This is a genomic window from Shinella sp. Sh6, assembly GCF_055392685.1.
In genome coordinates, this window is record NZ_AP044005.1 from 1,975,159 (window position 1) to 1,997,464 (window position 22,306).

Annotated in this window: 20 protein-coding genes and 1 pseudogene; 11 read left to right on the plus strand and 10 right to left on the minus strand. The window is 56.3% G+C overall.

Annotated features, from left to right (window positions below; all coding sequences use genetic code 11):
* Positions 1 to 175 precede the first annotated feature (175 nt).
* Positions 176 to 628, plus strand: a complete 453-nt coding sequence (locus tag ACZ5TO_RS09650; protein WP_464797911.1) for a hypothetical protein — start codon at positions 176 to 178, stop codon at positions 626 to 628.
* Positions 629 to 864: 236 nt separating this feature from the next.
* Here the strand turns inward: ACZ5TO_RS09650 and ACZ5TO_RS09655 are convergent, their stop codons facing one another.
* The 3 genes from ACZ5TO_RS09655 to ACZ5TO_RS09665 all read right to left on the minus strand — a co-directional run bounded on the left by ACZ5TO_RS09655 (position 865) and on the right by ACZ5TO_RS09665 (position 3,605).
* Positions 865 to 1,626, minus strand: coding sequence for an SDR family oxidoreductase (locus tag ACZ5TO_RS09655; RefSeq protein WP_464797912.1), 762 nt, complete (start codon positions 1,624 to 1,626; stop codon positions 865 to 867).
* Between the two features lie 60 nt (positions 1,627 to 1,686).
* Positions 1,687 to 2,166 (minus strand): carboxymuconolactone decarboxylase family protein, encoded by a 480-nt coding sequence (locus ACZ5TO_RS09660; RefSeq protein ID WP_464797913.1) that lies wholly within the window; start codon positions 2,164 to 2,166, stop codon positions 1,687 to 1,689.
* 770 nt (positions 2,167 to 2,936) lie between these two features.
* Entirely contained in the window at positions 2,937 to 3,605 is a 669-nt protein-coding gene (locus tag ACZ5TO_RS09665; protein WP_464797914.1) for a response regulator transcription factor, read from the minus strand.
* A gap of 592 nt (positions 3,606 to 4,197) precedes the next feature.
* Here ACZ5TO_RS09665 and tnpA point away from each other — a divergent pair.
* The 5 genes from tnpA to ACZ5TO_RS09690 all read left to right on the plus strand — a co-directional run bounded on the left by tnpA (position 4,198) and on the right by ACZ5TO_RS09690 (position 7,337).
* Positions 4,198 to 4,569, plus strand: coding sequence for an IS66-like element accessory protein TnpA (tnpA, locus tag ACZ5TO_RS09670; protein WP_464797880.1), 372 nt, complete (start codon positions 4,198 to 4,200; stop codon positions 4,567 to 4,569).
* A complete protein-coding gene (tnpB, locus tag ACZ5TO_RS09675; RefSeq protein WP_064334793.1) occupies positions 4,566 to 4,916 on the plus strand; it encodes an IS66 family insertion sequence element accessory protein TnpB in 351 nt (116 codons plus the stop codon). The genes tnpA and tnpB overlap by 4 nt, the downstream gene beginning before the upstream one ends.
* 59 nt (positions 4,917 to 4,975) lie before the next feature.
* Positions 4,976 to 6,613 carry an IS66 family transposase gene (gene tnpC, locus ACZ5TO_RS09680; RefSeq protein ID WP_464797879.1) on the plus strand — a complete coding sequence of 546 codons (1,638 nt, stop codon included), beginning with the start codon at positions 4,976 to 4,978 and terminating at the stop codon, positions 6,611 to 6,613.
* Complete coding sequence (locus ACZ5TO_RS09685; protein ID WP_464800366.1) at positions 6,613 to 6,912, plus strand: hypothetical protein; 300 nt, start codon at positions 6,613 to 6,615, stop codon at positions 6,910 to 6,912. The genes tnpC and ACZ5TO_RS09685 overlap by 1 nt, the downstream gene beginning before the upstream one ends.
* A 77-nt stretch (positions 6,913 to 6,989) precedes the next feature.
* Entirely contained in the window at positions 6,990 to 7,337 is a 348-nt protein-coding gene (locus ACZ5TO_RS09690) for a hypothetical protein (protein WP_464797915.1), read from the plus strand.
* Between the two features lie 733 nt (positions 7,338 to 8,070).
* On the opposite strand, the gene ACZ5TO_RS09695 is transcribed toward ACZ5TO_RS09690, so the two are convergent.
* Positions 8,071 to 8,511 carry a hypothetical protein gene (locus ACZ5TO_RS09695; protein WP_464797916.1) on the minus strand — a complete coding sequence of 147 codons (441 nt, stop codon included), beginning with the start codon at positions 8,509 to 8,511 and terminating at the stop codon, positions 8,071 to 8,073.
* A 525-nt stretch (positions 8,512 to 9,036) separates the two neighbouring features.
* Here ACZ5TO_RS09695 and ACZ5TO_RS09700 point away from each other — a divergent pair.
* Positions 9,037 to 11,835 carry an ATP-binding protein gene (locus tag ACZ5TO_RS09700; RefSeq protein ID WP_464797917.1) on the plus strand — a complete coding sequence of 933 codons (2,799 nt, stop codon included), beginning with the start codon at positions 9,037 to 9,039 and terminating at the stop codon, positions 11,833 to 11,835.
* A gap of 288 nt (positions 11,836 to 12,123) precedes the next feature.
* Here ACZ5TO_RS09700 and ACZ5TO_RS09705 read toward each other — a convergent pair whose 3' ends face one another.
* A complete protein-coding gene (locus ACZ5TO_RS09705; protein WP_464800369.1) occupies positions 12,124 to 13,908 on the minus strand; it encodes an MFS transporter in 1,785 nt (594 codons plus the stop codon).
* A gap of 2 nt (positions 13,909 to 13,910) precedes the next feature.
* Positions 13,911 to 14,921, minus strand: a complete 1,011-nt coding sequence (locus tag ACZ5TO_RS09710) for an HlyD family secretion protein (RefSeq protein ID WP_464797918.1) — start codon at positions 14,919 to 14,921, stop codon at positions 13,911 to 13,913.
* Between the two features lie 126 nt (positions 14,922 to 15,047).
* Here ACZ5TO_RS09710 and ACZ5TO_RS09715 point away from each other — a divergent pair, with 126 nt between their 5' ends.
* The 3 genes and pseudogenes from ACZ5TO_RS09715 (at position 15,048) to ACZ5TO_RS09725 (ending at position 17,001) form a co-directional block, all read left to right on the plus strand.
* Positions 15,048 to 15,674, plus strand: coding sequence for a TetR/AcrR family transcriptional regulator (locus ACZ5TO_RS09715; protein WP_464797919.1), 627 nt, complete (start codon positions 15,048 to 15,050; stop codon positions 15,672 to 15,674).
* Between the two features lie 613 nt (positions 15,675 to 16,287).
* A pseudogene (locus ACZ5TO_RS09720) lies at positions 16,288 to 16,488 on the plus strand (transposase); the annotation flags it as partial.
* A gap of 267 nt (positions 16,489 to 16,755) precedes the next feature.
* Complete coding sequence (locus tag ACZ5TO_RS09725; protein ID WP_464797920.1) at positions 16,756 to 17,001, plus strand: hypothetical protein; 246 nt, start codon at positions 16,756 to 16,758, stop codon at positions 16,999 to 17,001.
* A gap of 498 nt (positions 17,002 to 17,499) precedes the next feature.
* Here the strand turns inward: ACZ5TO_RS09725 and ACZ5TO_RS09730 are convergent, their stop codons facing one another.
* Positions 17,500 to 18,468, minus strand: coding sequence for an oxidoreductase (locus ACZ5TO_RS09730; protein WP_464800370.1), 969 nt, complete (start codon positions 18,466 to 18,468; stop codon positions 17,500 to 17,502).
* 100 nt (positions 18,469 to 18,568) lie between these two features.
* Between ACZ5TO_RS09730 and ACZ5TO_RS09735 the strand changes: the two genes are divergently transcribed.
* On the plus strand, positions 18,569 to 19,486 hold the full coding sequence (locus tag ACZ5TO_RS09735) for an AraC family transcriptional regulator (protein WP_464797921.1): 918 nt from the start codon (positions 18,569 to 18,571) through the stop codon (positions 19,484 to 19,486).
* Positions 19,487 to 20,346: 860 nt separating this feature from the next.
* Here ACZ5TO_RS09735 and ACZ5TO_RS09740 read toward each other — a convergent pair.
* The 3 genes from ACZ5TO_RS09740 to ACZ5TO_RS09750 all read right to left on the minus strand — a co-directional run bounded on the left by ACZ5TO_RS09740 (position 20,347) and on the right by ACZ5TO_RS09750 (position 22,019).
* On the minus strand, positions 20,347 to 20,751 hold the full coding sequence (locus tag ACZ5TO_RS09740; RefSeq protein ID WP_464797922.1) for an EF-hand domain-containing protein: 405 nt from the start codon (positions 20,749 to 20,751) through the stop codon (positions 20,347 to 20,349).
* Positions 20,752 to 20,837: 86 nt separating this feature from the next.
* A protein-coding gene (locus ACZ5TO_RS09745; protein ID WP_464797923.1) for an IS630 family transposase occupies positions 20,838 to 21,781 on the minus strand; the annotation gives its coding sequence in 2 pieces (ribosomal slippage) (positions 20,838 to 21,445 and positions 21,445 to 21,781; 945 coding nt in all).
* 103 nt (positions 21,782 to 21,884) lie between these two features.
* Positions 21,885 to 22,019, minus strand: coding sequence for a hypothetical protein (locus tag ACZ5TO_RS09750; protein ID WP_464797924.1), 135 nt, complete (start codon positions 22,017 to 22,019; stop codon positions 21,885 to 21,887).
* Positions 22,020 to 22,306 lie beyond the last annotated feature (287 nt).

Genomic DNA, 22,306 nt, shown 5'->3' on the forward strand with positions numbered 1-22,306 from the left:
ATGCAATCATACCGACAACAATTCGCTTTTCCTCCACAAGTTTTACAGGCCACTAACACGGGCTTTAAAGTGCATCGCCCAGCGCTGGCGTAATGCCAAAAAAACGAACAGTTGCAGCCTTTAGTGGTTCTCAATAGCTTAGCGGCACGCACACCCCGAGAATACTTCATCCGAGATGTTTTTCAGAATTCTTCAAGGTCCTATTCCCGACAACGCAACCGATTGCGCTTACCTCATCGTGGACGGTTGGGACGGTTGGTTCTTGTTTAGAACGATGTTCACAGTCCTGGTCATAGATGAGCTGGGTGTCAGACATCAGATAGGGTCTGTGAAGATCGGCCGGATCGGACTGCAACCCTCCCGAAACCTGCTCCCAGGCTTTCGTGCTCCCGAATTCCTGCCTGAGTTCAACGAGCTTCCCGAAACTTATTTCTCTCTCGGACAGGGCGAGGACTACTATGAAAGCCTCAACAATCTGAGCGCGGCCCAGCGGCAAAGAATGCTCGAGGGTTTGCGAGACGTGGCCTACGATCTCGGCCGGTTCGCAAGGTTTCGGAACGAACCCTCGATGGTCACCTCCCTGCTGCGTACCGTGATGTCCGCGCTGGTCCCGAGTCTAAATCCGTGACCGCTCGAGAGGCATCCCAGTAGGGATACAGGGGCTCTTTGAAACCTGGCGAGCTTGTGGTGGTGGCGATCTTTGATGCTCGGCAGACGACAACCCATACGAGGCTCCGCGTCCAGCAAGCAATAGGGCTACGCTGCTTCAGCGCACTGTGAATCGAAAGCGGCAACCCTGTATTCGGGCTGCCGCCTATCCGAGTCCACGTGCTGCCGAAGCAGGGCGTTATATAGAAGTTTGACTTAGCGCGCCGGGGGTGGCGTTGCCGTTTTAACCCATTCGGAGAACAACGTCTTCCCGAGCCGTGCACCTTCCGATGGCATGAGAGTCTTGTCGTCAAGACGGACGCCGAAATAGGGAGTTTGGCTGTCGACAACGATCTCGCGGTTGTCGCCGATCTGACGCATGTACTTTTCAACCGCATCGGAGATACGGATCGGCTCAGGACCAGCTATTTCGGCCATCCCATCGAGAGGCTTACCGAGAACGAAGTCAACAAGCGCGTCGGCGACGTCATCCGAGTAGATCGGCTGCATCATAGCAGGGGAGAGATGCACTTTATCGCCCTGAGCACCAGATTGAGCGATGCCGAACATGAACTCAAAAAACTGCGTGGAATGGACAATAGTGTAAGGAATGCTAGCTTCCTTGATGAGCTTTTCCTGGGCGAGCTTCGCGCGAAAATATCCGCTACCCTGCAAGCGATCAGTTCCGACAACGGAAAGTGCTACGTGGTGCGTGACGCCAGCGGCAGCCTCTGCCGCCAGAAGATTACTACCGGAAGACTGGAAAAACTCCATGACCGCCTTGTCTTCGAAGGATGGAGAATTGGCCACGTCCACCACAATCTGAGTGCCAGCAAGAACCTCTGCCAGCCCCTCACCTGTGACAGTATTGACGCCGGATGCAGGCGAAGCGGCGATGACATCATGCCCCTTTGCCTGCAGGCGCTGGACAAGCTTTGACCCGATTAGGCCCGTACCACCAATGACGACAATCTTCATTTTTGCTCTCCTTTAGATGATTATGACGGGTGCCGCACCGACGCCGATGCAGCACATTCCTTAGTTCAACTCAGCCTTGTCGAGCCCGAGGGCTGTGTCGAATGATCCTGGTACGGTCATGAAGCCAGCGTTGACGCGGGTCCAGGCGTTGGCAGACATGACGACGAAGGTCAGGTCAGACAGCTCCTTTTCACTAAGCTGGGAGCGAACGCGGTCGTAGATGTCGTCCGGCACCCCAAGGTCAGGAAGCTTCGTGAGGATTTCTGCCCAGGCCAACGAAGCGCGCTCGCGCGGAGAGAAGAGCATCGACTCGCGCCACGATGCCAGGTGGTAGAGCCGGAGCTCCCGCTCGCCGTTGAGCTTGGCCTGCTTGATATGCATATCCAGGCAAAAGGTGCAGTTGTTAAGCTGCGCGACGCGTACGTTCACCAGATGCCGAATGGATTCCTCAACGACGTTGTCCTTTGTGGCAGTCACGAATTCCATGAATTTCTTCATGATATCCGGAGATTCCTTCGCGAAGTTGATGCGCTGTGTCATTGGCGTTATTCCTGAGTTGGAAGTGAAGAACCGGTCGCCTGCATCGGGCTACCTTGAGCAACTCTAAGCGATCACCCATTGGGCGATAGATAAACGTAGGTTTAAGTGTTCAGGGTGGGCGACAGCTACGATCGCAGGTGGAATGGCGTGCGGTAATCCGGGAATCCTGTTCAATGGTGACGGCGCACATGCGTTCGCCCGCATACTAGCGGGGACAAGGGTCACGCACTCGACGAGATCGATCGCCCCTAGCCCTATTGCCTGCCACCAATCGAACACTTGGCTTCAAACGCGATGAACACGCGTTTGCTGGCTTGGCGAACAACAAAGCGAGCGCGAAACGCGCAAGAGCTGATGCCGACTCCTCACGTCTTCAGGCGTAAGGAAAAGTTGTGGTATAACCATCCGATGTAAATCTCGTCCTGACTTGAGCGTCTTCGTTAACGAGAAGAGCTCGTTTGCGGTGCAAGATCAAAACTGATTTGTCGAGCGTCATGCCATTGAACATCAGAGTTTTCATCAATGGCTCACGCAAATGATCTGGCAATTCTTCTATACTTGTCTTTAACATTAATTGCTCTTAATCAGCCGCGCTGTGGTTTTTGATTATTAGTAATCTCATTTTTAATTTCGGTGGATGAGTCCTAACTGGCACACTGAACCTGAGCCGTCCAGAAGCCGTAGCACAGCTCACCCGCTCTGTACTCGTTCAAGGTGGCTGACATAGGGGCTAATTTGCGTTGGCTCGCGCCACAAAGCCTTAGTTGGAGCTACGCCGCCCGAATGCGGGGAGGCTCCCCCGCGACCCGCTGCAACTGCTCGACACACCGTACCAGTGCGGCCAGAGAGCGGCATTGCATCTTCCTCATTACGCTCATCCGATGCAACTTGACCGTCATTTCGCTGATACCGAGCTCGAATGCGACCTGCTTGTTCATTAAGCCGCTTACGACAGCGTGCATAACTTCTTTTTCTCTCGGTGTCAGCGTGTCAGCCAAGAGCCGGATCTTATCGAGTTCTTCATCTGCTTTGCGCCGCTCTAAGTCCAGCTGAATGGCATGCTCGACTGCTTTCAGAAGCTCTTGGTTGGCGAATGGTTTGGTGATGAAGTCACTAGCCCCCGCCTTCATCGCCTTGACGCTCGTGGGTACATCCGCATAGGCGGTGAGGAAAATAACTGGGAGCCTGCTGCCCATGGAGATGAGCTGACTTTGAAGATCCAGGCCACTACCGCCCGGCATTCGCAGATCAACTACCACGCAGCCTGGTGCTTTTGTGTCGGCTAGCTTGATGAATTCAGTCCCGCTCGCGAACCCAGATGCACGTTTTTTCGTCACCATGAACAGATCAAGCAACGCCTCCCGCATTTCCAGGTCGTCGTCAACAACGTATACGATAGGTTCGGCGGACATTTCTATTCCGGCCTGAGCGCTTTGCATCGTGTCGCCTCAATATCTGAAAAAGAGCTCACGTTTTCGGGTCCCTTTCCCACGTTCATATCTCTATCCAGCCGCGTCCGCTTCACATCACGGATCTTCTCATGACCAGCGTTCTATATCACAAATTCAAGCCATATGGGACCAAACCTTGGTTTAGGTTCCTAGCGTTCGCTAATGCGCCCCCCGAAAACTTGAGGCGATTGAGGATTGGCTCACTGCTAGCTCGCTGCCCGGACAGCAGCTCGGCACTTGCCGTTCACGGGTGCATCTGATCTTCCAACGCGCTATTCGGACCACCGGGTCCGTGCGGATGTTCCGAACTGTACGAGTGCGTTGTTTTTTGAATGTCACCGATGGCCTGGTCTCCGTCCATTCCATAAAACGCGAAATGCAGGCCCCAGTATGAAGCGCAGAAAACAACCAGCGCAGTGGTGAGACCGATCGGAATGTTCACCAGCCTGCGCTTGAAGGATCTCATGAGATCCACGCCTGAACGGTATCCCTCCGCCGAAGGCCGTCTGCCCTGACTTGCTGATTGGCGTTAAGTCCATGGCTTATGTCATGCGCTACAATCATTTCCCCGATTGAGGTTTTGTCCGCCGATGATCTTGGTCGCCGGCGGGATTGGTCGGACGAAGAGAAGGTCCGGATCGTCGAGGAGAGCCTTCAAGGCTTTCGGCAGGGCTCAGTGACGGCGCGGCGATATGGACTGTCGCGGTCATTGTTGACCCGCTGGCGTCGGGAATATCGTAGTGGCCTTCTGAGCGGTTCCGCTCCAACGGGCTTCGTGCCAGTTACGATTTCGACACCGATGGCCGCATCATGCGAGGTGGCCTCACCGCCACCGCCTGAAGACGCCAAGACGATCGAGATCGGGCTGCCGAACGGGCGGCGGCTGACGATTCCGGCCTCGCTTGATCCGACGATCCTCGCGCGCCTGCTGCCGGTTCTGGACGCGCCATGATCGCCTTTCCGGCCGGGGTGAAAGTATGGATCGCGGGCGGCGTGACGGATATGCGTTGCGGTATGAACAGCCTGGCGCTGAAGGTTCAGCAAGGTCTTGGCCGCGATCCTCATGGCGGCGAAGTCTTCTGCTTCCGAGGCCGCAAGGGTGACCTGATCAAGGTCCTGTGGCATGACGGCGTCGGCATGTCGCTCTACATAAAGCGCCTTGAGGCGGGCAAGTTCATCTGGCCGGTCAGCGAGAATGGCTCCGCCGTGCCGGTCTCGGCGGCGCAGTTGGGATATCTCCTGGAAGGGATCGATTGGCGCAATCCCCGCTGGACGCAACGGCCTGCAGCGGCAGGCTGATCTCTATCATTCCTCTGTTTTTGTTGGGCTTTCAGCATGTGACATGGTAGCTTTCGGCCATGGATGATGCTGCTTCGGAGATAGCCAGATTACGCGCCGCGCTTGCAGCATCGGAAGCGCGTGCCGCCTCCGCCGAGGCCGATCTCGCGCAGGTGCGCGCCGTTGTGACGACCTCCGAAGCGATGATCCGGCACCTCAAGCTTGAGATCGCCAAAATGCGCCGCGAGCAGTACGGCCAGAGTTCGGAACGGCGCGCCCGGCTGATCGACCAGATGGAATTGCAGCTCGAAGAACTCGAGGCCGACGCCACCGAGGACGAGATCGCCGCGGAACGCGTGGCAGCGAAGATCACAAATGTCTCCGCCTTCGAACGCCGCCGGCCAGCCCGTAAGCCGTTTCCCGAGCACTTGCCGCGCGAACGCGTGATCATCGAGGCTCCCGCGCACTGCGCCTGTTGCGGCTCGGTCCGGATCGTGAAGATGGGCGAAGACATCACCGAGACGTTGGAGGCGATTCCGCGCCAGTGGAAGGTGATCCAGACGGTGCGCGAGAAGTTCACCTGCCGGGACTGCGAGAAGATCAGCCAGCCACCGGCACCTTTCCATGCGACCCCGCGTGGATGGGCGGGACCGAACTTGCTGGCGACGATCCTGTTCGAGAAGTTCGGCCAACATCAGCCATTGAACCGCCAGGCTGAGCGCTACGCCAGGGAAGGCGTCGATCTCAGCCTCTCCACGCTGGCCGATCAGGTCGGAGCCTGCGCGACGGTGCTGCAGCCGATTCATGATCTGATCCGCGCCCATGTGCTGGCCGCCAGCCGGCTGCATGGCGACGACACAACCGTGCCGCTGCTGGCCAGAGGTGCAACGCGGCAGGCACGATTATGGACTTATGTGCGCGATGACCGCCCCTTCGCCGGCGGTGCCCCTCCCGCGGCGCTCTTCCACTTCTCTCCCGATCGCGAGAAAATCCATCCCAACACGCATCTCGCTGGGTGGCATGGCACACTGCAAGCCGATGCCTATGGTGGCTACAACGACCTTTATCGTGCGGACCGCGGCCCTGCACCGGTAATCAGCGCGCTCTGCTGGAGTCATGCGCGGCGCAAGTTCTTCGAACTGGCCGACATCGCCGGCAACGTGCGCAAGGGCAAACCCGCTCATGAGATATCGCCGGTCGCACTCGAGGCCGTGGCCCGCATCGACGCGCTCTTCGATATCGAACGCGACATAAACGGATTGCCTGTCGAGGACCGGCTCGCAGCACGCCAACAACATGCTCGCCCGCTTGTGGAGGAACTGCACGACTGGCTGATGGCGCAGCGCACCCAGATGTCCAAGCACAATCCCGTCGCCAAGGCGATCAACTACATGTTCGAGAAGGACGGGCGCTGGGATGCCTTCACCCGGTTCCTTGACGACGGCAGGCTTTGCCTTTCGAACAATGCAGCCGAGCGGGCCCTGCGCGGGATAGCTCTGGGAAGAAAGGCGTGGCTATTCGCCGGTTCCCAGCGCGGCGGCGAACGTGCCGCATTCATGTATTCCCTGATTGTCACCGCAAAGATGAACGATATCGATCCGCAGGCCTGGTTGGCGGATGTCCTCGCCCGCATGCCCAACATGTCCGTATCACGCCTGCCGGAACTGTTGCCGTGGAACTGGACCGCCGCCGGCAGCGCACGGCAGAGGGCGGCCTGATGGCGCGACCGACCCATGTCTACACGATCGAATACGTCGCCACGCTGATCGGCGAGAACCTCGAACCCGTCCAGGAAATTGCCAGCAACTCAGACAACATCGACTACGGCGAGATGATCCATGCCTATGACGGCAGCGAAGAGGGCATCACGACCTTCACCGACCGGGGCATCGAAAGCCTAAAGGAATTCCTCGCCGATATCCGCACCTGGGATGGCGGTGTCCGACAGTTCCTTGTGGACGAGCAATGCGATCCCACAAGGATCGAACGCATCATGGCAGACGAGCCGAAATCATAAACCCCGCGGCCTTCGCCGGATGGATACCCTGAACGCTGATCAGCCGACACTGCAATTAAGATTGTCATGATGAGCCCGTGACCGATGAGGTCCACCCGGCCGAATGGCCAGACCGCGGCTGTAAAGATTACGAGGAGCGCGATAGCAGAAAGTCTGCGGATCAATGGTGTCCAAAGCAGACCAAATCCCAGTGTGAACTCCGTCACTCCTGCCATTGGGATGAACACATCACGCGGCATCCCGAAAGTGAGGAATGGCTTCTCGACAACAAGCGGATAGAACCAGCTAGGGAAGGCAAACTTCTCCAGACTGGACCACATCAAAGCTATTGCCAGCCGCCAACGAAGCGCTTCAAAGCGGCGCGACCGAAGCTTTTCATTGCTCATTGGCTCGAGGATCAGGTATCCGGCTACGCCAAGCCCTAGCGCAAGGTAGTCAAACAAGTGAAAGAGTTCGTAATCACGTAGCGCGAAGATCCAGAGGGCAACAATACCCGCCCCAGCTATCGGCATGGTTGGGCGAAAGAAGATGCAGCACGCGATCACAAGCTGCAACCAGGAAACCCATTCCGCGGGAGTCTTCAGATCGGGTGTGAGATAGACGCCGCCGACGGCGAAGATTGCAACAAAGAATGCAGCAATGATCGACCTGATGTAGTCGTCTTGCCGCCTCCAGAGCGGGCCGGTGGCATAGTTGAGCCCCTGAATAATGCTGGCTCCGTATGAACTGCGTTCGATCACTCGCGCCAGTATGAAGAATAACAACACAAGGCCGATGCCAACCCAAAACCAAAGGTCATGCAGGGTGCGCGTAACGGGTTCGGGCGGAGCCCCCACAATGAAGGGGGCGAACCATTTCACATGAGCGGAGACCGAACTCGGGAGCAAAACGATAACAGCCGCGATCGGCATCGTGATCACAAGGGATGGCGATGTCTTCAAAATGACTTTGCTTTCTTCTGGCTAGGACCGGGCGATTGCCCGCCAAACATCCTGACCAACAACGACGTAGTGTTTGGCTGCCGATGGAATAATTGGTGGGTAGGTCGCTTAGTAGTCGCATGGCCGATGATCCAGGCGAGCGAGTGCTCGACGCGATCATCGGTACTGAGTGTCGACTAGACGACAGAAGGAGACGCCCTCCCCCTCTGCTGCCTTATCAAGCGCCTGCTATCGCCATGTCCGCATTGGGGCTCGAGCGTTTAGCCTGAGCGAACGCCCACCACGTTGCTGCAATTCCGAACAACGCAGGCAAGCTGACTGCCGGAAAGTCGCGTATGATGACGGACGACGAGCAAATGCCGACTGCCACTTCCCACAGATGGAAACATCCATGCGCAATGAGCCAGAGCGTGGCGGCGGCCCAGAGCTCTGTGCGCCGGTTGGCCTTGAACAATCCCACGGCGAAGGCCGCCGTGACGAAACCCTGGATGATGCCAATGTCCCGGATGAAATGCTGGTTAAACATCCCGGTATCGGTTACCCCCGGTACGAAGTAGTACCAGCTCTCCGGATCGTAAAGCATGTGAATGGAGAGCCATCCTGCCAAAAGGATGTTGAACCATACCATGGCGTACACGCTGATTTTCACCGCTCTCATATCTATCTCCTGCCGTTGGAATGATCGGAAACGTAACACCGAGGTTCAAGCGACACCTCCCAAACGATGGTTTAGGACCCCTTTGGGTTTCTATGTCATTGTGCGAACAAGGACCTGATTGAGAAAGTGGTAGCAGGGGATGGCCGGATCTCCCGTCACGAACGCAGATGGGGGCGGATGACACTCAGCCGAAACCCATTTCAGTTGGAAAACAGCGAGTTTATGTTCCGAATCCATGGAGGATTATGTCGGGAAAATGAAAACCCGCTCTGTCGCTCACCTTGTGGTGGCATACGAAATCTTCGAATTCAGAACTACTGTTTCGTCTTCGACGATGCACCGAGGCGAAACGCATAGAACTTCCGCAGTCCACTAAAACCAAAGTTTGCATCGTCCCTTCCGCATCGAAGGGCTAACTTGCGGCATGTTGCCTACCCGACGGATGGCGGCGGCACCAGTGGCCTGATCACAGCTTGTACCGATACTCCTCGCGTCGTGAGAGGCCGAAATCGTTTCGGAGATGCGATGTCTTACGAGTTCGGACCCTTCCGTTTGGTACCCGCCGAGCGAACCCTGGAGAGAGACGGTTGCTCCGTAGCTATCGGTAGCAGAGCGTTCGATTTGCTCACTGCTCTTGTCGAGAACGGCGGTGCCGTTGTCAGCAAAAAGGACCTGCACGCGCGCGTATGGCCGGACATGGTTGTGGACGAGGTCAGTCTGCGCGTCCACGTATCCGGTCTACGGAAACTGCTTGGAGAAGCGAGTGGCGGAAAGCAGTACATTACGAATGTTTCCGGACGGGGCTATGCTTTCTCAGTTCCCGTCCGTCGAGCAGCTAGTGATGCAATTCCGCCAGGTATCTCACCCGACGGCGCGACATCCGTTCTTCCTCCTCTCCTTTCGCGTATGGTGGGACGCGAGCATCTAGTACAGGACATCGCGGAGCGGCTGCTACAGTGCCGCTTCTTAAGCCTCATTGGACCGGGCGGCATCGGAAAGACGACCGTTGCGGTGGCGACAGCTCACGCGGCCCAAGCCGAATTCTCCCACGGTGTGGTCTTTGCGGATCTTACTACGATCGTGGATGGTGAGTTGGTCGCATCCGCTATCGCTAACCTTCTGGGGGTACCCGTAGCTTCCCGTGACCCAACCGCAGATATCACCTCTGTCGTTCGGCAGAAACGTCTTCTGTTGGTCCTCGACAACTGCGAGCATATCATTGATGCAGTCGCCCGTTTTGCCGAACACGTTTTCCTCGAATGCCCCGAGGTCTATCTCCTCACGACTAGCCGGGAGACTCTGAGAGTCGAGGGGGAGCATGTGCTCGTCGTTCCGCCGCTCGAAGCACCGCCCGAAGGACATCCTCTAGGGCCGGAAGAAATGCTCGCCTTTCCAGCCGTTCGGCTGTTCGTAGACCGAACTTACGCCAGCGGCGGGAGCCTCGAACTGACCGCAGAGGAAATTTCTGTGGCGGCCAGTATCTGCCGTCGCCTAGAAGGAGTTGCTTTAGCCATCGAGCTTGTCGCGGGACGCGCAGGCGTCCACGGCCTGCTACAAATGCCGGACCTGCTTGACTATCGATTCGGACTCTACTGGCAAGGCCGTCGCACGGCGTTACCTCGTCATCAGACTATGGCGGCTCTGCACGACTGGAGTTACAACCTTTTAAGCGACCGGGAAAAGCTGGGTTTCAGAAGACTTGGCTGGATAGTCGGCGAGTTCAGTATTGACGCTGCCATGGCCATCTGCGGCTTCGATGATATCGCGGAAGCCTCTCTTGTGATCGAAGGACTCGCCGATAGGTTCCTACTCTCACGGTTCCTTAGCCAAGATGGGGCCCGTACTTACAGGATGTCGGAAACCGCCAGGGCATATGCCCTAGAGAAGCTGCAGCGGTCACAGGCAAATGAATTGCGAGAAACAGCTCTCGGGCACGCGAGGTATTACTTGCGCCTGTTGGAGGATGCCATCGGCAACGCCGATACGTTTCGTCTAACCGGAACCCCGGCTTCACATCGGAAAGCTCTTCCCAACATAAGACTCGCGCTGCGTTGGTGCTACGACGACGAGGCGAGCGTCCAGACTGGAGCTCGCCTCGCCGCAGCGAGTGCACCTGTTCTCCTGGAGCTCTCCCTTCTCGATGAGTGTCATAGATGGACCGCACTCGCACTGGACCGTCTCCCGGGAGAAATGGCGGGGTCCGTTGAAGAGGCCCGCCTCCAGCAAGCGCTTGCCGTCTCCGGCATCATCGTCCGGAACGGTAATAGCAACGTTTCCGAAGCATTCTCCAAGGCCCTTGCTATAGCGGAGCGGATAGCCAACGAACGGATGCAGCTTGACATCCTTGCTGGTCTCAACATCTACGAGATGCGCGCCGGGAATTGCTACAAAGGCCTTGATATCGCGCTAGAGAGCCAGCGGATCGCGAGCGTCAAGGACCCGGAGGCCCGTGATCTTGTCCAATGGATGCTTGGGGTAGCTTTCTCCTATTCCGGTCAGCTGCAACGGGCCTCAGAGCATCTCGACGCGAGTTGTTCCGACTTGCGGTCTGAGCCAGTGAGATTCAATCTCTGCGTCTTCACCCAGCGTATTCGGGCTTACGTCCAGTTCGGCCGCGTGCTTTGCCTGCAGGGCCAGGGAAGAGCGGCTAGACGCTACGCTTTGAAGGCGGTTGAAGATGCGTCGGCGTACGGCCACCCCATTCCTCATTGCATTGCCCTTGCATACGCTGCCTCTACCCTCATCTGGCTTGGGGACTGGAATGATGCGGCGGACTTGGTGATGAGATTACGCACCATCGCTGGAGAAAATTCCTTAGCGGCCTTCAGCGCTGTTAGCAAAGGACTGGAGGGAGAGCTGGCCGTTCGAAAGGGGCTCTCCGACGTCGGTGTTCCGTTGCTTGAAGAAGCGCTCGAAATCATGGCGTCCGAAAACCACCACCACATGATCGTCAGCTTCCTTGCCGCGCTCGCTGAAGGTTTGGCGCGAACGGGTCGATGTGATCGGGGCAGAGCCACGCTTATGAAGGCATTTCGCGTGGCGGAGGCTAGCGGCGAAAAATTCCAGCTCGCAGAGATGTATCGGCTACAGGCAGTGCTAGCTCTCCAAAGTGAGGGCCAGCCAGTTGAAGAAGCTCGGAGGCATTTGGACAGGGCATGGGATCTCGCGTGCGAACACGGAGCCCTGGCGTTCCAGCTGAGGGTTGCTCTTACGGCGCGACACTACCCGCAACTCTTGGGCGACAGCATCCTCAATGTCGAACAGATTTTGGCGCGTTTCGCATCCGACGAAGACAGCTACGATATCAGATTGGCGAAATCATAGACCCGTCATGCTGCCCCTGAGTCCACAAGTAGCGTTTATGATAGCTCGAGTGCTTAACGGCCTCGGGGCGATCTGCTGTGGCCTTCGGCAACGCGTCGAGGCTCATCAGCAAGTCCGCGACTCTGATTTGCGAACTTGAGCCGCGGACGAAGTTCGATGTCTTGAATAAACTGCTCTCAGTTCGGACGGCTTGCACCCTCGTAGTAGTCGCCTTCTGCAAACGACACGCCGGAGAATAGCGGCATTGCAACGACGGTGGCGATGACAGCTGCAGTTACTCTAGTCATGTTAGATTCCTTTCATAATTCGCCGCTGGCGAGCGCCAGTTCGGCTGGCGGTGCTAAGGTCTCGTACGGAATGATCCGGCAACATTTCAAAGAGACTTTGCTCTGAAACGGGGGATTCCCTGGACGCGGATCGTGTCTGTAGTTTTTCGAGATTCAGGCCGCTGCCTTCTTCGAGATGATCGGAAACGTTGCGCGAACCAGGATTGAGAACTTTGCCAATAATGACCTTGGACACGATCAGAACTGGAGCTGCAACAACGAAGAACAGAGCCACTGCAAGGAACGCGGTGTCGAAGGCGACTATGCTCGCCTGTTTTGTAACCTCTCTCCCGAGAGTTTGAACGGCAGCTTCAGCGGCTGCACTCGCGTCCAATCCGCGCGAAATGAGGCTGTTCGTCAAAAGCGCGATACGATCTGAGACGGCAACGCGGCCTGGGACGATGTAGGTTACGAGCACGCTCTTATTTAATGCCGTTTGATGATCAAGCAGAGTCTGCAGGGCAGCGACGCCCAGGAGTCCACCAGTTTGGCGACCGACATTGAAGAGACCCACGCCGTACGCCATTTGCTGCTCCTCAAGATCAGGCAGCGTGATCAGCGTGATTGACAAGAACAGGAAACCAAGTGCAAGGCCCCGAAGGAGGATAGCTGGCATCAAGTCGGGAAAGCCGCTGTCACCGTTAGCCCCAGAAAGCATCCACATAGCTGCGATGAAGCAAAGAATGCCGAACGGTACGGTTACGATTGGAGGAAGCCCACGCCGCTGCACCAGAAACGTGGTCAAAAGCAGCGTTGCAATAAACATTAGTGTGCTTGGGAGCAGAAGCATTCCCGCTTCCGTAGGCGTCATCCCGATGATCGAGACGGCGAAGGTCGGTATAAGATAGGCGCTGCCAAAGAGCGCGAACCCTGCTGCGAAGCTTGCGATAAACCCGAACGCAAATCCGCTATTCCGAAAAATTGTGAGATCAAGAACCGTGTCAGGCTTCTTCGTATTGAACTGGTAGGCGAGGAATAGGAGCAACGCGAGGCCACCAACAGTCAGCAGATGTGCGATCATCGGTTCTTCAAACCAATCCCATCGACTTCCCTGATTTAAAGCGTACGTGAGGCAGAATGCAGCTCCGGCAAACGAGGCCGCTCCAAGCCAGTCAAACTTCCCTACGCCAGTCCGCCCATCCAGGCTTTCCTTGGACAAGGCAAGAAGGGTCAGCGCTCCAATGCCGATCGGCACGATGCTTAAGAAGATCCACGACCAGGACAAGCTGTCGACAAACCATCCTTGCATGTACGGAGTAAGGGTAGCAGGCGCGACAACTGCGCCGATAGCAAAAATGCACTGTACAAGAGGTTGATGTGAACGGGGGAACATCAGGAATAGCATTGTCTGTCCGCTCACTAGCAAGATCCCTCCCGCTGCGCCTTGAAGCAGGCGCAGCACAGTGAGCGCGTCCAGATCCGAAGTTATGGCAGCCGCACCACAGACGACGGTCATGGTACCTGTCGCGGCGCGAAGGCAGCTTAGTGGCGAAAGCCGTGCCATGAACCACGGCGCGAGGATATAGGCCAGAAGCTTGGCTGCCGTGTATCCAACGTCCAAACGCGCCAACTCATCGGATGTCGCATACGTGTCGCCAATAATATCGAGGCGGGCAGTAGACAAAACCGTACCAGCAACCGCTTCCATTAGCGCGGCAAGCACGACACCTGTAACAAAGAGTATGGCTGGCGCACTGTTGCGGGCGTCTGGTAGGGTAGCGACATGGCGCGGATCGATTACCTGCATGGTCACAATGCGCCCTCCCCTCCGGAGGTTTTGATCGCTACGCGAGCGGACAAACCAGGGACGAGATGAACCTGAGAAGGGATATCAGTGAGTGTGATCTTTACAGGCAGTCGCTGTACGACACGAACGAAATTGCCTGTCGCATTGTCAGCGGGGATCAGGCTGAACGCCGCTCCGCTGCCCGGTGCAAGACTATCAACGACGCCAAGCACTTCTACATGGGGATAACCGTCAACAGAAACACGAACCGGTTGCCCAACGCGAATATCTTCCAGCTGGGTTTCTTTGTAATTGGCGACAATCCAGACGTTGTGGACAGGGACAATATCGAGCACGGGAGCACCCGTGTTCACTAGTCGACCGACCCGAATTTGACGGTTGCCAACGACACCATTGATTGGCGCGCGCACGGTGGTGTTGTCTAGATCAATCTGCGCCAAAGTACGTGCAGCCTCAGCTTGAGACAGCGCTGCTCGGGCAACGTCTCCTTGAGCAGCCAGAACCTCTAGTTTCCTCTGCTGAGCCTGAATGGCGGCTTTCGCTGCGCTGACGGAAGCTTCAGCCTGTGCAATTCCAGCTTCGCTCTCCTCGAATTTCGCCTGGCTGACGGTGCTGGTGCGTACTAGCGACTGGTTGCGGTCAAAGTTTTGCATTGCCAGTGTCTGGGTGGCGAGCGCAGACCTGAGTTGAGCTTCACCTTGCGCGATAACTGCTTTCTGAAGGCGTGCCTCGGCTTCAAGGTTCAGCAGGGCGGCACGGGCAGATGCGATATTGGCCTCTGCTTGCGCGAGCCGAGCCTTGTAATCCTTGTCATCAATCTGAAAAAGAACGTCCCCTGCCTGGACCGTCGCGTTATCCGCCACACTCACCTTGAGAACGTAACCTGTAACCTTGGGTGCCACCGAAGTTATCTCGGTACGTACGTAGGCATTGTCAGTTGTCTCTTCAAAGCGGCCCGTCGTCAGCCAATGCCACCCCCATGACCACGCAAGCGCCACGACGAGGACAGCCAAAGCCCCTAGAATTCCAACTCTTATAACGCTTCGCATTGTGACGATTCCGCTTGGTACTGGTTGTTACCGTTGACAAATACGGTAACGTACCGTACCAGTCAAGAGGCTCTCAGAAGGATGAACAGAATGGATGCATACAGGGGCAAGAGATTGTCTGCCGCAGAACGGAGGACGGCAATCCTGCAAGCCGCTGCCACAGTCTTCTTCGAGCAAGGCTATGCAGCTACGAGCATGGACGCCATTATCGAACGAGTTGGGGGCTCGAAACGAACCATCTATAGTGAGTTTGGAAATAAGGAGGGGCTGTTCACCGCTCTTGTTTCTGAGGGAGCAGATAAAGCACTCGCCGCGCTGGCTGTCGAAGAAATCGGTGGCCGTAATTTGCGGGAGACTATGCTGGAATTCGCACGAAGGCTTGTTGAGGTCTATATGTCGCCGCCGATGATCGGCGTATATCGTGCGATCATGGCCGAGGCCTTGCGGTTCCCGGAGTTGGCGAAAGCCTTCTATGATCGTGGTCCGGGTCGCGCCGCCTTCCGCCTCGCCGAGGTTCTGGAGGAGGCAAAGAAGCGTGGTGAAATTGACGTTGACGATTGCAAGATGGTCGCCGATCAATTTGCGGGAATGTTGCGCGACAATATCCACTTGCAAGTTGTTCTCGGCTTGCGTCCACCTCTGAGTCCCAGCGAGACCGAGAGAATGGCGCAGTCGATAGTGAGTATATTTCTCAACGGACTTCAAAGCCGGGCTTAAGGGCTTGAATGAGTTATTTGAAGCCATCATGGCGTTACCGCCCGCGCGGTTGTAGCTCCAGGCATCTAGAGTAGGTTTCCCCCCATAAGCGAAGAGCTCTGAGAGGCAGATTCGCGGGATAGTTGGTGTTTCCGCCTTGATTATCCGGTACATCGCGAGTCCTTCGGAACTTGAGCGTCGTCACCCATCGATGGTCGTTTCCGGGTACCGTATCTCATGAAAAAGTAGGTCTGCGCCTATTGAGTGATCGACATACTTGAACACCAGAATGCTGAGGACAGAGGCGACCATCACCACAATTATGATGCGCATGCCCTTCCCTTTCCTATGAGGCATTTCGCCGTCTCGTCAGCAATTTGCGGCTAGAAGCCCTCCTTGGCTCTTCCAACCGGGCATCGCATCAAAGGAGAACTGAGAGCCAGTCTGACCATTTTCGAAAAGCTAGTTCACTCTGTGTGGTAAGGTAAACTATACGTTGGTGCTGATGAAAATCGACATCGTGTAGCAAATGGCGCAAGCCTCCGACGGGAGACGCATATCGAAGCCAGTGACATGCTCCCCTGGAATGTCCTCGGTTTGAGGTTATTCTGTTCTGCGGAGATGGAGATAGAGAATGAAGCGATCCCGTTTCAGCGACGAGCAGATCATTGGCATTTTGAAGGAGCACCAAGCCGGTTTGTCGGCCGTTGAGCTGTGCCGCAAACACGGCGTCAGCGACGCGACCGTCTACAAGTGACGCTCGAAGTATGGCGGCATGGACGTGCCGAAGGCCAAACGCCTGAAGGCTCTTGAAGATGAGAATGCCAAGCTGAAACCGTGCACGCTTCATTCCGTCCGTCTCCTGTTGCGACGGACTCTACCAAAATTTGGAGGAAGTTCAGGGGCTCAGGTCAGCGGCTAAAAACGAGGGTCACCACTGCTTCACGGACTTTGTTCAGCTTTTTCTCGAGAAGGTGGCACTCACATCAGGCAGTGCTTTGGTATAGCTAAGCCCTTGTATAACTCGGAAACAGCCTCTCTCCGTACGATAGTCTTCTCGTCAAGGCAGGAAATACCTCCAGCCATTCAGGAGACACGGAAAATGAAAAACCTCATCAGCATACTCGCCTTCGTCGGGTTGTCGGCAACTTCTGCTTCGGCACTCGAGCCTATCCCCGGCAGCATCACCTATAATGGTCAACCGCATTCGAGACTTCAGAAAGCACCGGTTGGAAGCATCGTTAACCACGAGTTCATCAGCGGAGGTAACCGCTACCGCGAGACCTACCTCATTCAGCCCGATCGTTCGCTGAAACTCAGCCATCGATCGCACTTGAGCGATCGCTAAAGAAGAAGCTAGTCGCCGATGGTGGTTGGCCGCTCTCGTGACTAGGTCACCCGAGCGGCCCTACTGAACGACACTTCAAGACAATGAACTATGGCCCGCTAGCAAGATCGCAATTTGCGGCGGTCCATCCTAAAAGAAGACAAAGATCGTGAATGGATGCGACCGTGAGCGCTGCGAACCGAACGCCACAGGGGCCACTTAAGTCGGCTGATGCTTTCAATGTCAGATAAAGAATCCGAAAAATCACAAGTGCAGGATATGTGGGACGTCGCCGAATATTGCATTCGGGTAGGAATTGACGAAACCCAGGAAAAGCGGTTGATACGACTACTCGGTCGATATGCGTCACGCCACGAATTGCAGATGAATGTTGCCCGTCGTCACATCCGCCTTCGTTGAGGCGGAGTGACAAGATAAAATCGGCCTCGCGATCTACTCGGTACAGCCACGACCACAAGGTTCGCTTAGGGTCTGACGTATCGGCAGTCACATTCTCATTTAACGATTTGTACCGATCATCCTTTCGCTGACAGTCCAAAGTCTTTCTGCAACGGTGTCGTCGATGGCCCATTTATTAACGCCAAAGCGTGACGAGCCGTCCTCGGGCGTCACCGATGCGACATCGCAATTCTCGCAATAAACACCTCCGAGACCAGCAAGGAGTGGACTTGTCGCGCACCAAACGGCGGTGGCGGCTCCTTGCTCTACGTTCTTGAGATCCCGCTCCGGCGCAACGATCACCTTGCCCTGGTCATCGTAGACATTGAACGCCTCGATCTCGTCTTCAGTGAGATGACGAGCCAAGGGGCCAAGGACCGTGCCGGGATGAAGGGCGAAAGCTCTTATTCCTTGTGCTTCGCCTCGTTTGTCTAGAGCGACGGCAAAAAGCACGTTCGCGGTCTTCGATTGGCCATAGGCTATCCACTTATCGTAGGGCCGCCGTTCAAAGTTGATGTCGTCGAAACTGACTGGAGCAATTTGGTGCCCCCCGGACGAAACACTTACGACCCTGGAGCCATGGGCATCTGCTAGGGCTGGCCATAGTTTCTTGGTCAGATGGAAATGACCAAGGTGATTGGTGGAGAACTGCGCTTCGTACGCGCGACTATCGCGCATCAGCGGAGTTGCCATGATCCCTGCACTGTTGATGAGGATATCGAGCGGCCTTCCCGATGCCAAAAACCGCTCAGCAAAGGTCTCGATCGAGGCCGCGTTCATCAGATCGAGCTCATCTACTTCGGTGTTTTCGATGTTTGCCACCGAAGCTAGCGCTCTCGCGGTGTCTCGTGCGGGAATGACGACGGTGGCCCCCGCTTCTGACAGTACCCGGGCCGTTTCCAGGCCCAACCCGGAGTACCCACCGGTCACGATTGCCGTCTTACCGGAAAGATCGATACCTTTGGCTACCTCTCTGGCAGTCGTCGCAGCTCCAAAACCACTGTGTATTGGTGCCTGTTTCAAGTTCACCATTGCTGTCCTCGCTCTATCTATACTCTCGACTGGACATTAGATCGGGCATGTGAGACGATCAACGCGGTTCAGTCTTAAAAATTATCGTAATCGTCTGATGAACGACTCCCTTTCCAACATCCTGGATTTGCTTGAAGCGAAGTCCTATGTTTCTGTCGGACTGAGCGCAGGCGGGAACTGGTCGGTTCTGACCCCATCATTTGAAGGTCTCAAGTTCAACGCGATTGTTAAAGGCGTGGCATGGCTCAAGACTGCCGATATGCAGGAAGGGCTCCTGCTGCAGCAGGGTGACTGCTTTATCCTTACCCGATCCGTTTCTTTTGTTATGGCCAGTGACTTGGATCGCGAGCCCGACCTTGCTTCTGCAGTTTTTGCGAACGTGTCACAGGGAGTCGCCAAGTACGGACTATCTGAGGAGTTACTCGTCATCGGAGGCAAAATGACCATAGACGAGAGCTTAGCGCGGCCACTTTTGCAGGATCTTCCTACGCTCATTCACATTCCGGCCGACACACCTGGCTCCAATTCTATCGCGTGGTTGATCGATAAGCTCGCCGGAGAGATTGAACACCCCTTGGCTGGGTCGACTTCTATTCGCTCCCATTTGTTGCACGTGCTTATAGTGGAAGGCTTTCGAGCATTTTTGACTGCTAACCAGCGCATCGGATCCGGCTGGCCCGCGGCGCTTCGCGATCCTCGAATCGACAGGGCCCTGACCGCGCTTCATTCTGAACCAGGCAAGCAATGGACGCTTGTTCAGCTTGCCAACATTGCGGGCATGTCGCGAGCTAACTTCGCCCTGCGATTCAAGACCCTCATCGGCACATCTCCGATCGAGTACCTCTCGGAGCTGAGGATGCAGCTTGCGAGCCGCGCTCTGCGACGAGGCAGCCAAGCGATCGGCAACATCGCAAACGGCCTCGGGTTCAGTTCCGAGAGCGCGTTCAGCGCGAGGTTCAGGCAGCATTACGGCCACTCGCCTCGTATGCACAGACAGGAGAACTCCCCGCTTTAGAGGCCGTCCAAGAGGCGATTGCGATTGATGCGGTTTCTAGAACTCTGCCTCAACTTCACCACCGCCCAATCTGATGACGCCGCAGCGATACTTGCACGCCAAGCAGATTGCCTGATCCGAGAGAGGCTCAGAACCTTCATAGGTGTACGCAAGTATGCTGGTGCGCTTTTGTCTCGGTGTTAAACATTATGGCTGACAGACCGCAGGGCTAGCGCCCCGCCTCCAACCTTCATTTCTTCTGCAAGAGGATGCCTATGTCTGCGCCCGCCACACACGAACAGGCCACTAAAATCTCTCCGATGCATGCCGAGGCTCACAAGAAAAGAAGATACGATCTGTCAGGAATGGCGACTTCCTTCGCGAAATCGAACGGTCTTGAACAGTTGAACGTTACCAGTCTTAGCCGGGCCTCAAGCATCGACCGCCTCGGCGAAGAAGGTCACATCGAAAAAGCGTCAGATGCTCTTCCCCGCCCAGCCAGGACAAGAAAGGAACCATCCGCATGTCGCAATAAAGTGCTCCCGTCCCTTGAACTCACAGTTGACGAACTCCTGAAAGACCCACTCATCGCAATGGTAAATAGGGCAGACGGCGTCAACTGGCGGTCGTACGCCCAGCTGATGCAAAGCGCCGCTAGGGTCCTTGGCGGGCGCGTTCAACTAAATCAGATAGGGCCCTCTGGCTTCAAAAGCTAGAACTCAGATGAGTGAATGGGGTTCTTGATTGAAGTCGCATTCATCAGAACGGCGGACATCATCTTTGTCGACGAGACCCCAGGTAAAACCGGCTGCCCTCCGAAGCGGAATAACAGTGCAGTCCAGCGTCGCATCACTCGACGGCTGACGCTGGCGCTGGTTTGTTCAGCCAATCGGCTTCTCGATCGTTCCACGGGTCACGCGGAAGACCGAGGCAAAGGCTTGAGTGTACTCCTGCTCGTTCAGTTGGCCCTTCCCGTCCTTGTCGAGCTCGTTCCACGTCTTTTGGACATCTTCGATCTGCGGCTGGTAGCCGTTCGGTCGGCGCTCCATCTTGTTGTCGATGTACTCCTGCCGCGAGACAATTCCATCACCGTTGGTGTCGTCGCGGTTGAAGTTGCTCTCCGCCAACTTGGCGAGGAAAGCGGCTACTACCTCATCGTTGACGGGAGTTCCCCCACTGACCCGTGGTATCGAACTCGCCTGCTCTTCGGGGGGTACCGGAGCATCTTTCGATTTGGTCCGAGGCATAAAAAGCTGGTGAATTTCGGAAGCTGATCCGACGCGCATGGAATCTCCCTTTTTTGTTGGCATTGTTCCAGTGCGACAGACATCTTGTGTGAGGCTGGACGATTTGCGTCTAGAGCACGTCCGGTTTAATCCGGTTCATATCCAGCGGCCCTGAAGTAGTTTGCGCATTCGGCGGGGGTGAAGAGCTCGACGATGGAACTGGCGGCGTTCCAGAGAGCGGAGATGGTTCGTTCGGCCCTTGCCCGCATCAACGCCTTGAGCTTTGCGAATGCGTTCTCGATGGGGTTGAAGTCGGGACTGTAAGGCGGCAGGTAGAGCAGGCTCGCGCCTGCCGCTTCGATGGCGTCGCGCGCACCGGCGGCCTTATGGGCGGGTAGATTATCCATGATGACGACGTCGCCATGCGCAAGGGACGGAGCCAACACCTGCTCGACATAGGCGCGGAACACGTTGCCGTTCATCGCACCGTCGTAGACGAACGGCGCGGTCATGCCGGACAGTCTGAGTGCGCCCGTGAAGGTGGTGGTTTTCCAATGGCCGTGCGGCACACCGGCCCGACAGCGCTCACCGCAGGGCGCACGGCCGCGCAGGCGCGCCATCTTGGTCGACAGGCCGGTCTCGTCGATGAAGACCAGTTTCGCCGGATCGAGATCGGGCTGGCCGTCGAACCAGGCGCGTCGGCGCTTCACGATGTCGGGGCGGTCCTGCTCCAGTGCATGTGCGGACTTTTTTTGAATGTCCAGCCGCGCCCGCGCAGCCAGTCACTCAAGGCGCTTCGACCGATGTGCATCGAGCGCTCCGTATCGAGACGCTCGACCATCTCGTTCAATGTAATGTCCTTGCGTTCCTCGATCATCCCGACGATGAAGTCTGCATATCCGTCGAGGCTCGAACCACGACGACGGCCTTGGGGGCGCGGCATCCGTTCCCCGGTTCTCGCCCGCGCGATCCAGCGGATGGCGCTCGATATTCCAACCCCAAAACGTGCTGCCGCCTGACGGGCCGATGCCCCTTCGTCAGCAGCCTTCAAGACACGTAACCGCAACTCCTTGCTGAGCGCTCTGGCCATCATCAACCTCCGCCAAAACGCATGTTGAAGCAGAAACCAGCCAGTACGTCACATCACAATCGATTCATCGATCCCCGGACGTGCTCTAGCATCGGCATTGGCTTCAATTTTTAGGCAAGGAGTCCTTCTTTGCCTTTACCGGCACTGGGACATGAAGCCGATTCATATACGCCTCCACGCCAGCCAGTATAGCCGTTGTCATCAGCGCGGCGATCAGAGCCCATTCAATCCAAAACATGACCGTATCCTTTGCTGTTGGTTGGTCAAGAGTTGGAAACGCCTATCAATGCTGATGCGTACCAAGGCCATCCAACCCGTCGGCGAAGGTAAGCGCTACTGGAGGGCTCCGATAGATATACGTATAGTAACACTCTGTTCGCGCATTGCCGGAACAGTGGATCCGGCAAAACTTGCCACTCAGACGGGACATGGATGACTTGATAGATCAGTCCGCTCGATACCAGCCTTACGTATAGTTATAGCCCCTTCTTTCTCGACCTATGATCAAAGTGGCTGTCGAGGATC

What these genes read in the sequence shown, in the direction of transcription:
- ACZ5TO_RS09650 (WP_464797911.1), top strand. Translation starts at nt 176, where the DNA reads ATGTTTTTCAGAATTCTTCAAGGTCCTATTCCCGACAACGCAACCGAT.
- ACZ5TO_RS09655 (WP_464797912.1), bottom strand. Translation starts at nt 1,626, where the DNA reads ATGAAGATTGTCGTCATTGGTGGTACGGGCCTAATCGGGTCAAAGCTT.
- ACZ5TO_RS09715 (WP_464797919.1), top strand. Translation starts at nt 15,048, where the DNA reads ATGGATGCATACAGGGGCAAGAGATTGTCTGCCGCAGAACGGAGGACG.
- ACZ5TO_RS09725 (WP_464797920.1), top strand. Translation starts at nt 16,756, where the DNA reads ATGAAAAACCTCATCAGCATACTCGCCTTCGTCGGGTTGTCGGCAACT.
- ACZ5TO_RS09700 (WP_464797917.1), top strand. Translation starts at nt 9,037, where the DNA reads ATGTCTTACGAGTTCGGACCCTTCCGTTTGGTACCCGCCGAGCGAACC.
- ACZ5TO_RS09695 (WP_464797916.1), bottom strand. Translation starts at nt 8,511, where the DNA reads ATGAGAGCGGTGAAAATCAGCGTGTACGCCATGGTATGGTTCAACATC.
- ACZ5TO_RS09660 (WP_464797913.1), bottom strand. Translation starts at nt 2,166, where the DNA reads ATGACACAGCGCATCAACTTCGCGAAGGAATCTCCGGATATCATGAAG.
- ACZ5TO_RS09740 (WP_464797922.1), bottom strand. Translation starts at nt 20,751, where the DNA reads ATGCGCGTCGGATCAGCTTCCGAAATTCACCAGCTTTTTATGCCTCGG.
- tnpC (WP_464797879.1), top strand. Translation starts at nt 4,976, where the DNA reads ATGGATGATGCTGCTTCGGAGATAGCCAGATTACGCGCCGCGCTTGCA.
- ACZ5TO_RS09750 (WP_464797924.1), bottom strand. Translation starts at nt 22,019, where the DNA reads ATGTTTTGGATTGAATGGGCTCTGATCGCCGCGCTGATGACAACGGCT.
- tnpB (WP_064334793.1), top strand. Translation starts at nt 4,566, where the DNA reads ATGATCGCCTTTCCGGCCGGGGTGAAAGTATGGATCGCGGGCGGCGTG.
- ACZ5TO_RS09705 (WP_464800369.1), bottom strand. Translation starts at nt 13,908, where the DNA reads ATGCAGGTAATCGATCCGCGCCATGTCGCTACCCTACCAGACGCCCGC.
- ACZ5TO_RS09665 (WP_464797914.1), bottom strand. Translation starts at nt 3,605, where the DNA reads ATGCAAAGCGCTCAGGCCGGAATAGAAATGTCCGCCGAACCTATCGTA.
- ACZ5TO_RS09735 (WP_464797921.1), top strand. Translation starts at nt 18,569, where the DNA reads ATGAACGACTCCCTTTCCAACATCCTGGATTTGCTTGAAGCGAAGTCC.
- ACZ5TO_RS09685 (WP_464800366.1), top strand. Translation starts at nt 6,613, where the DNA reads ATGGCGCGACCGACCCATGTCTACACGATCGAATACGTCGCCACGCTG.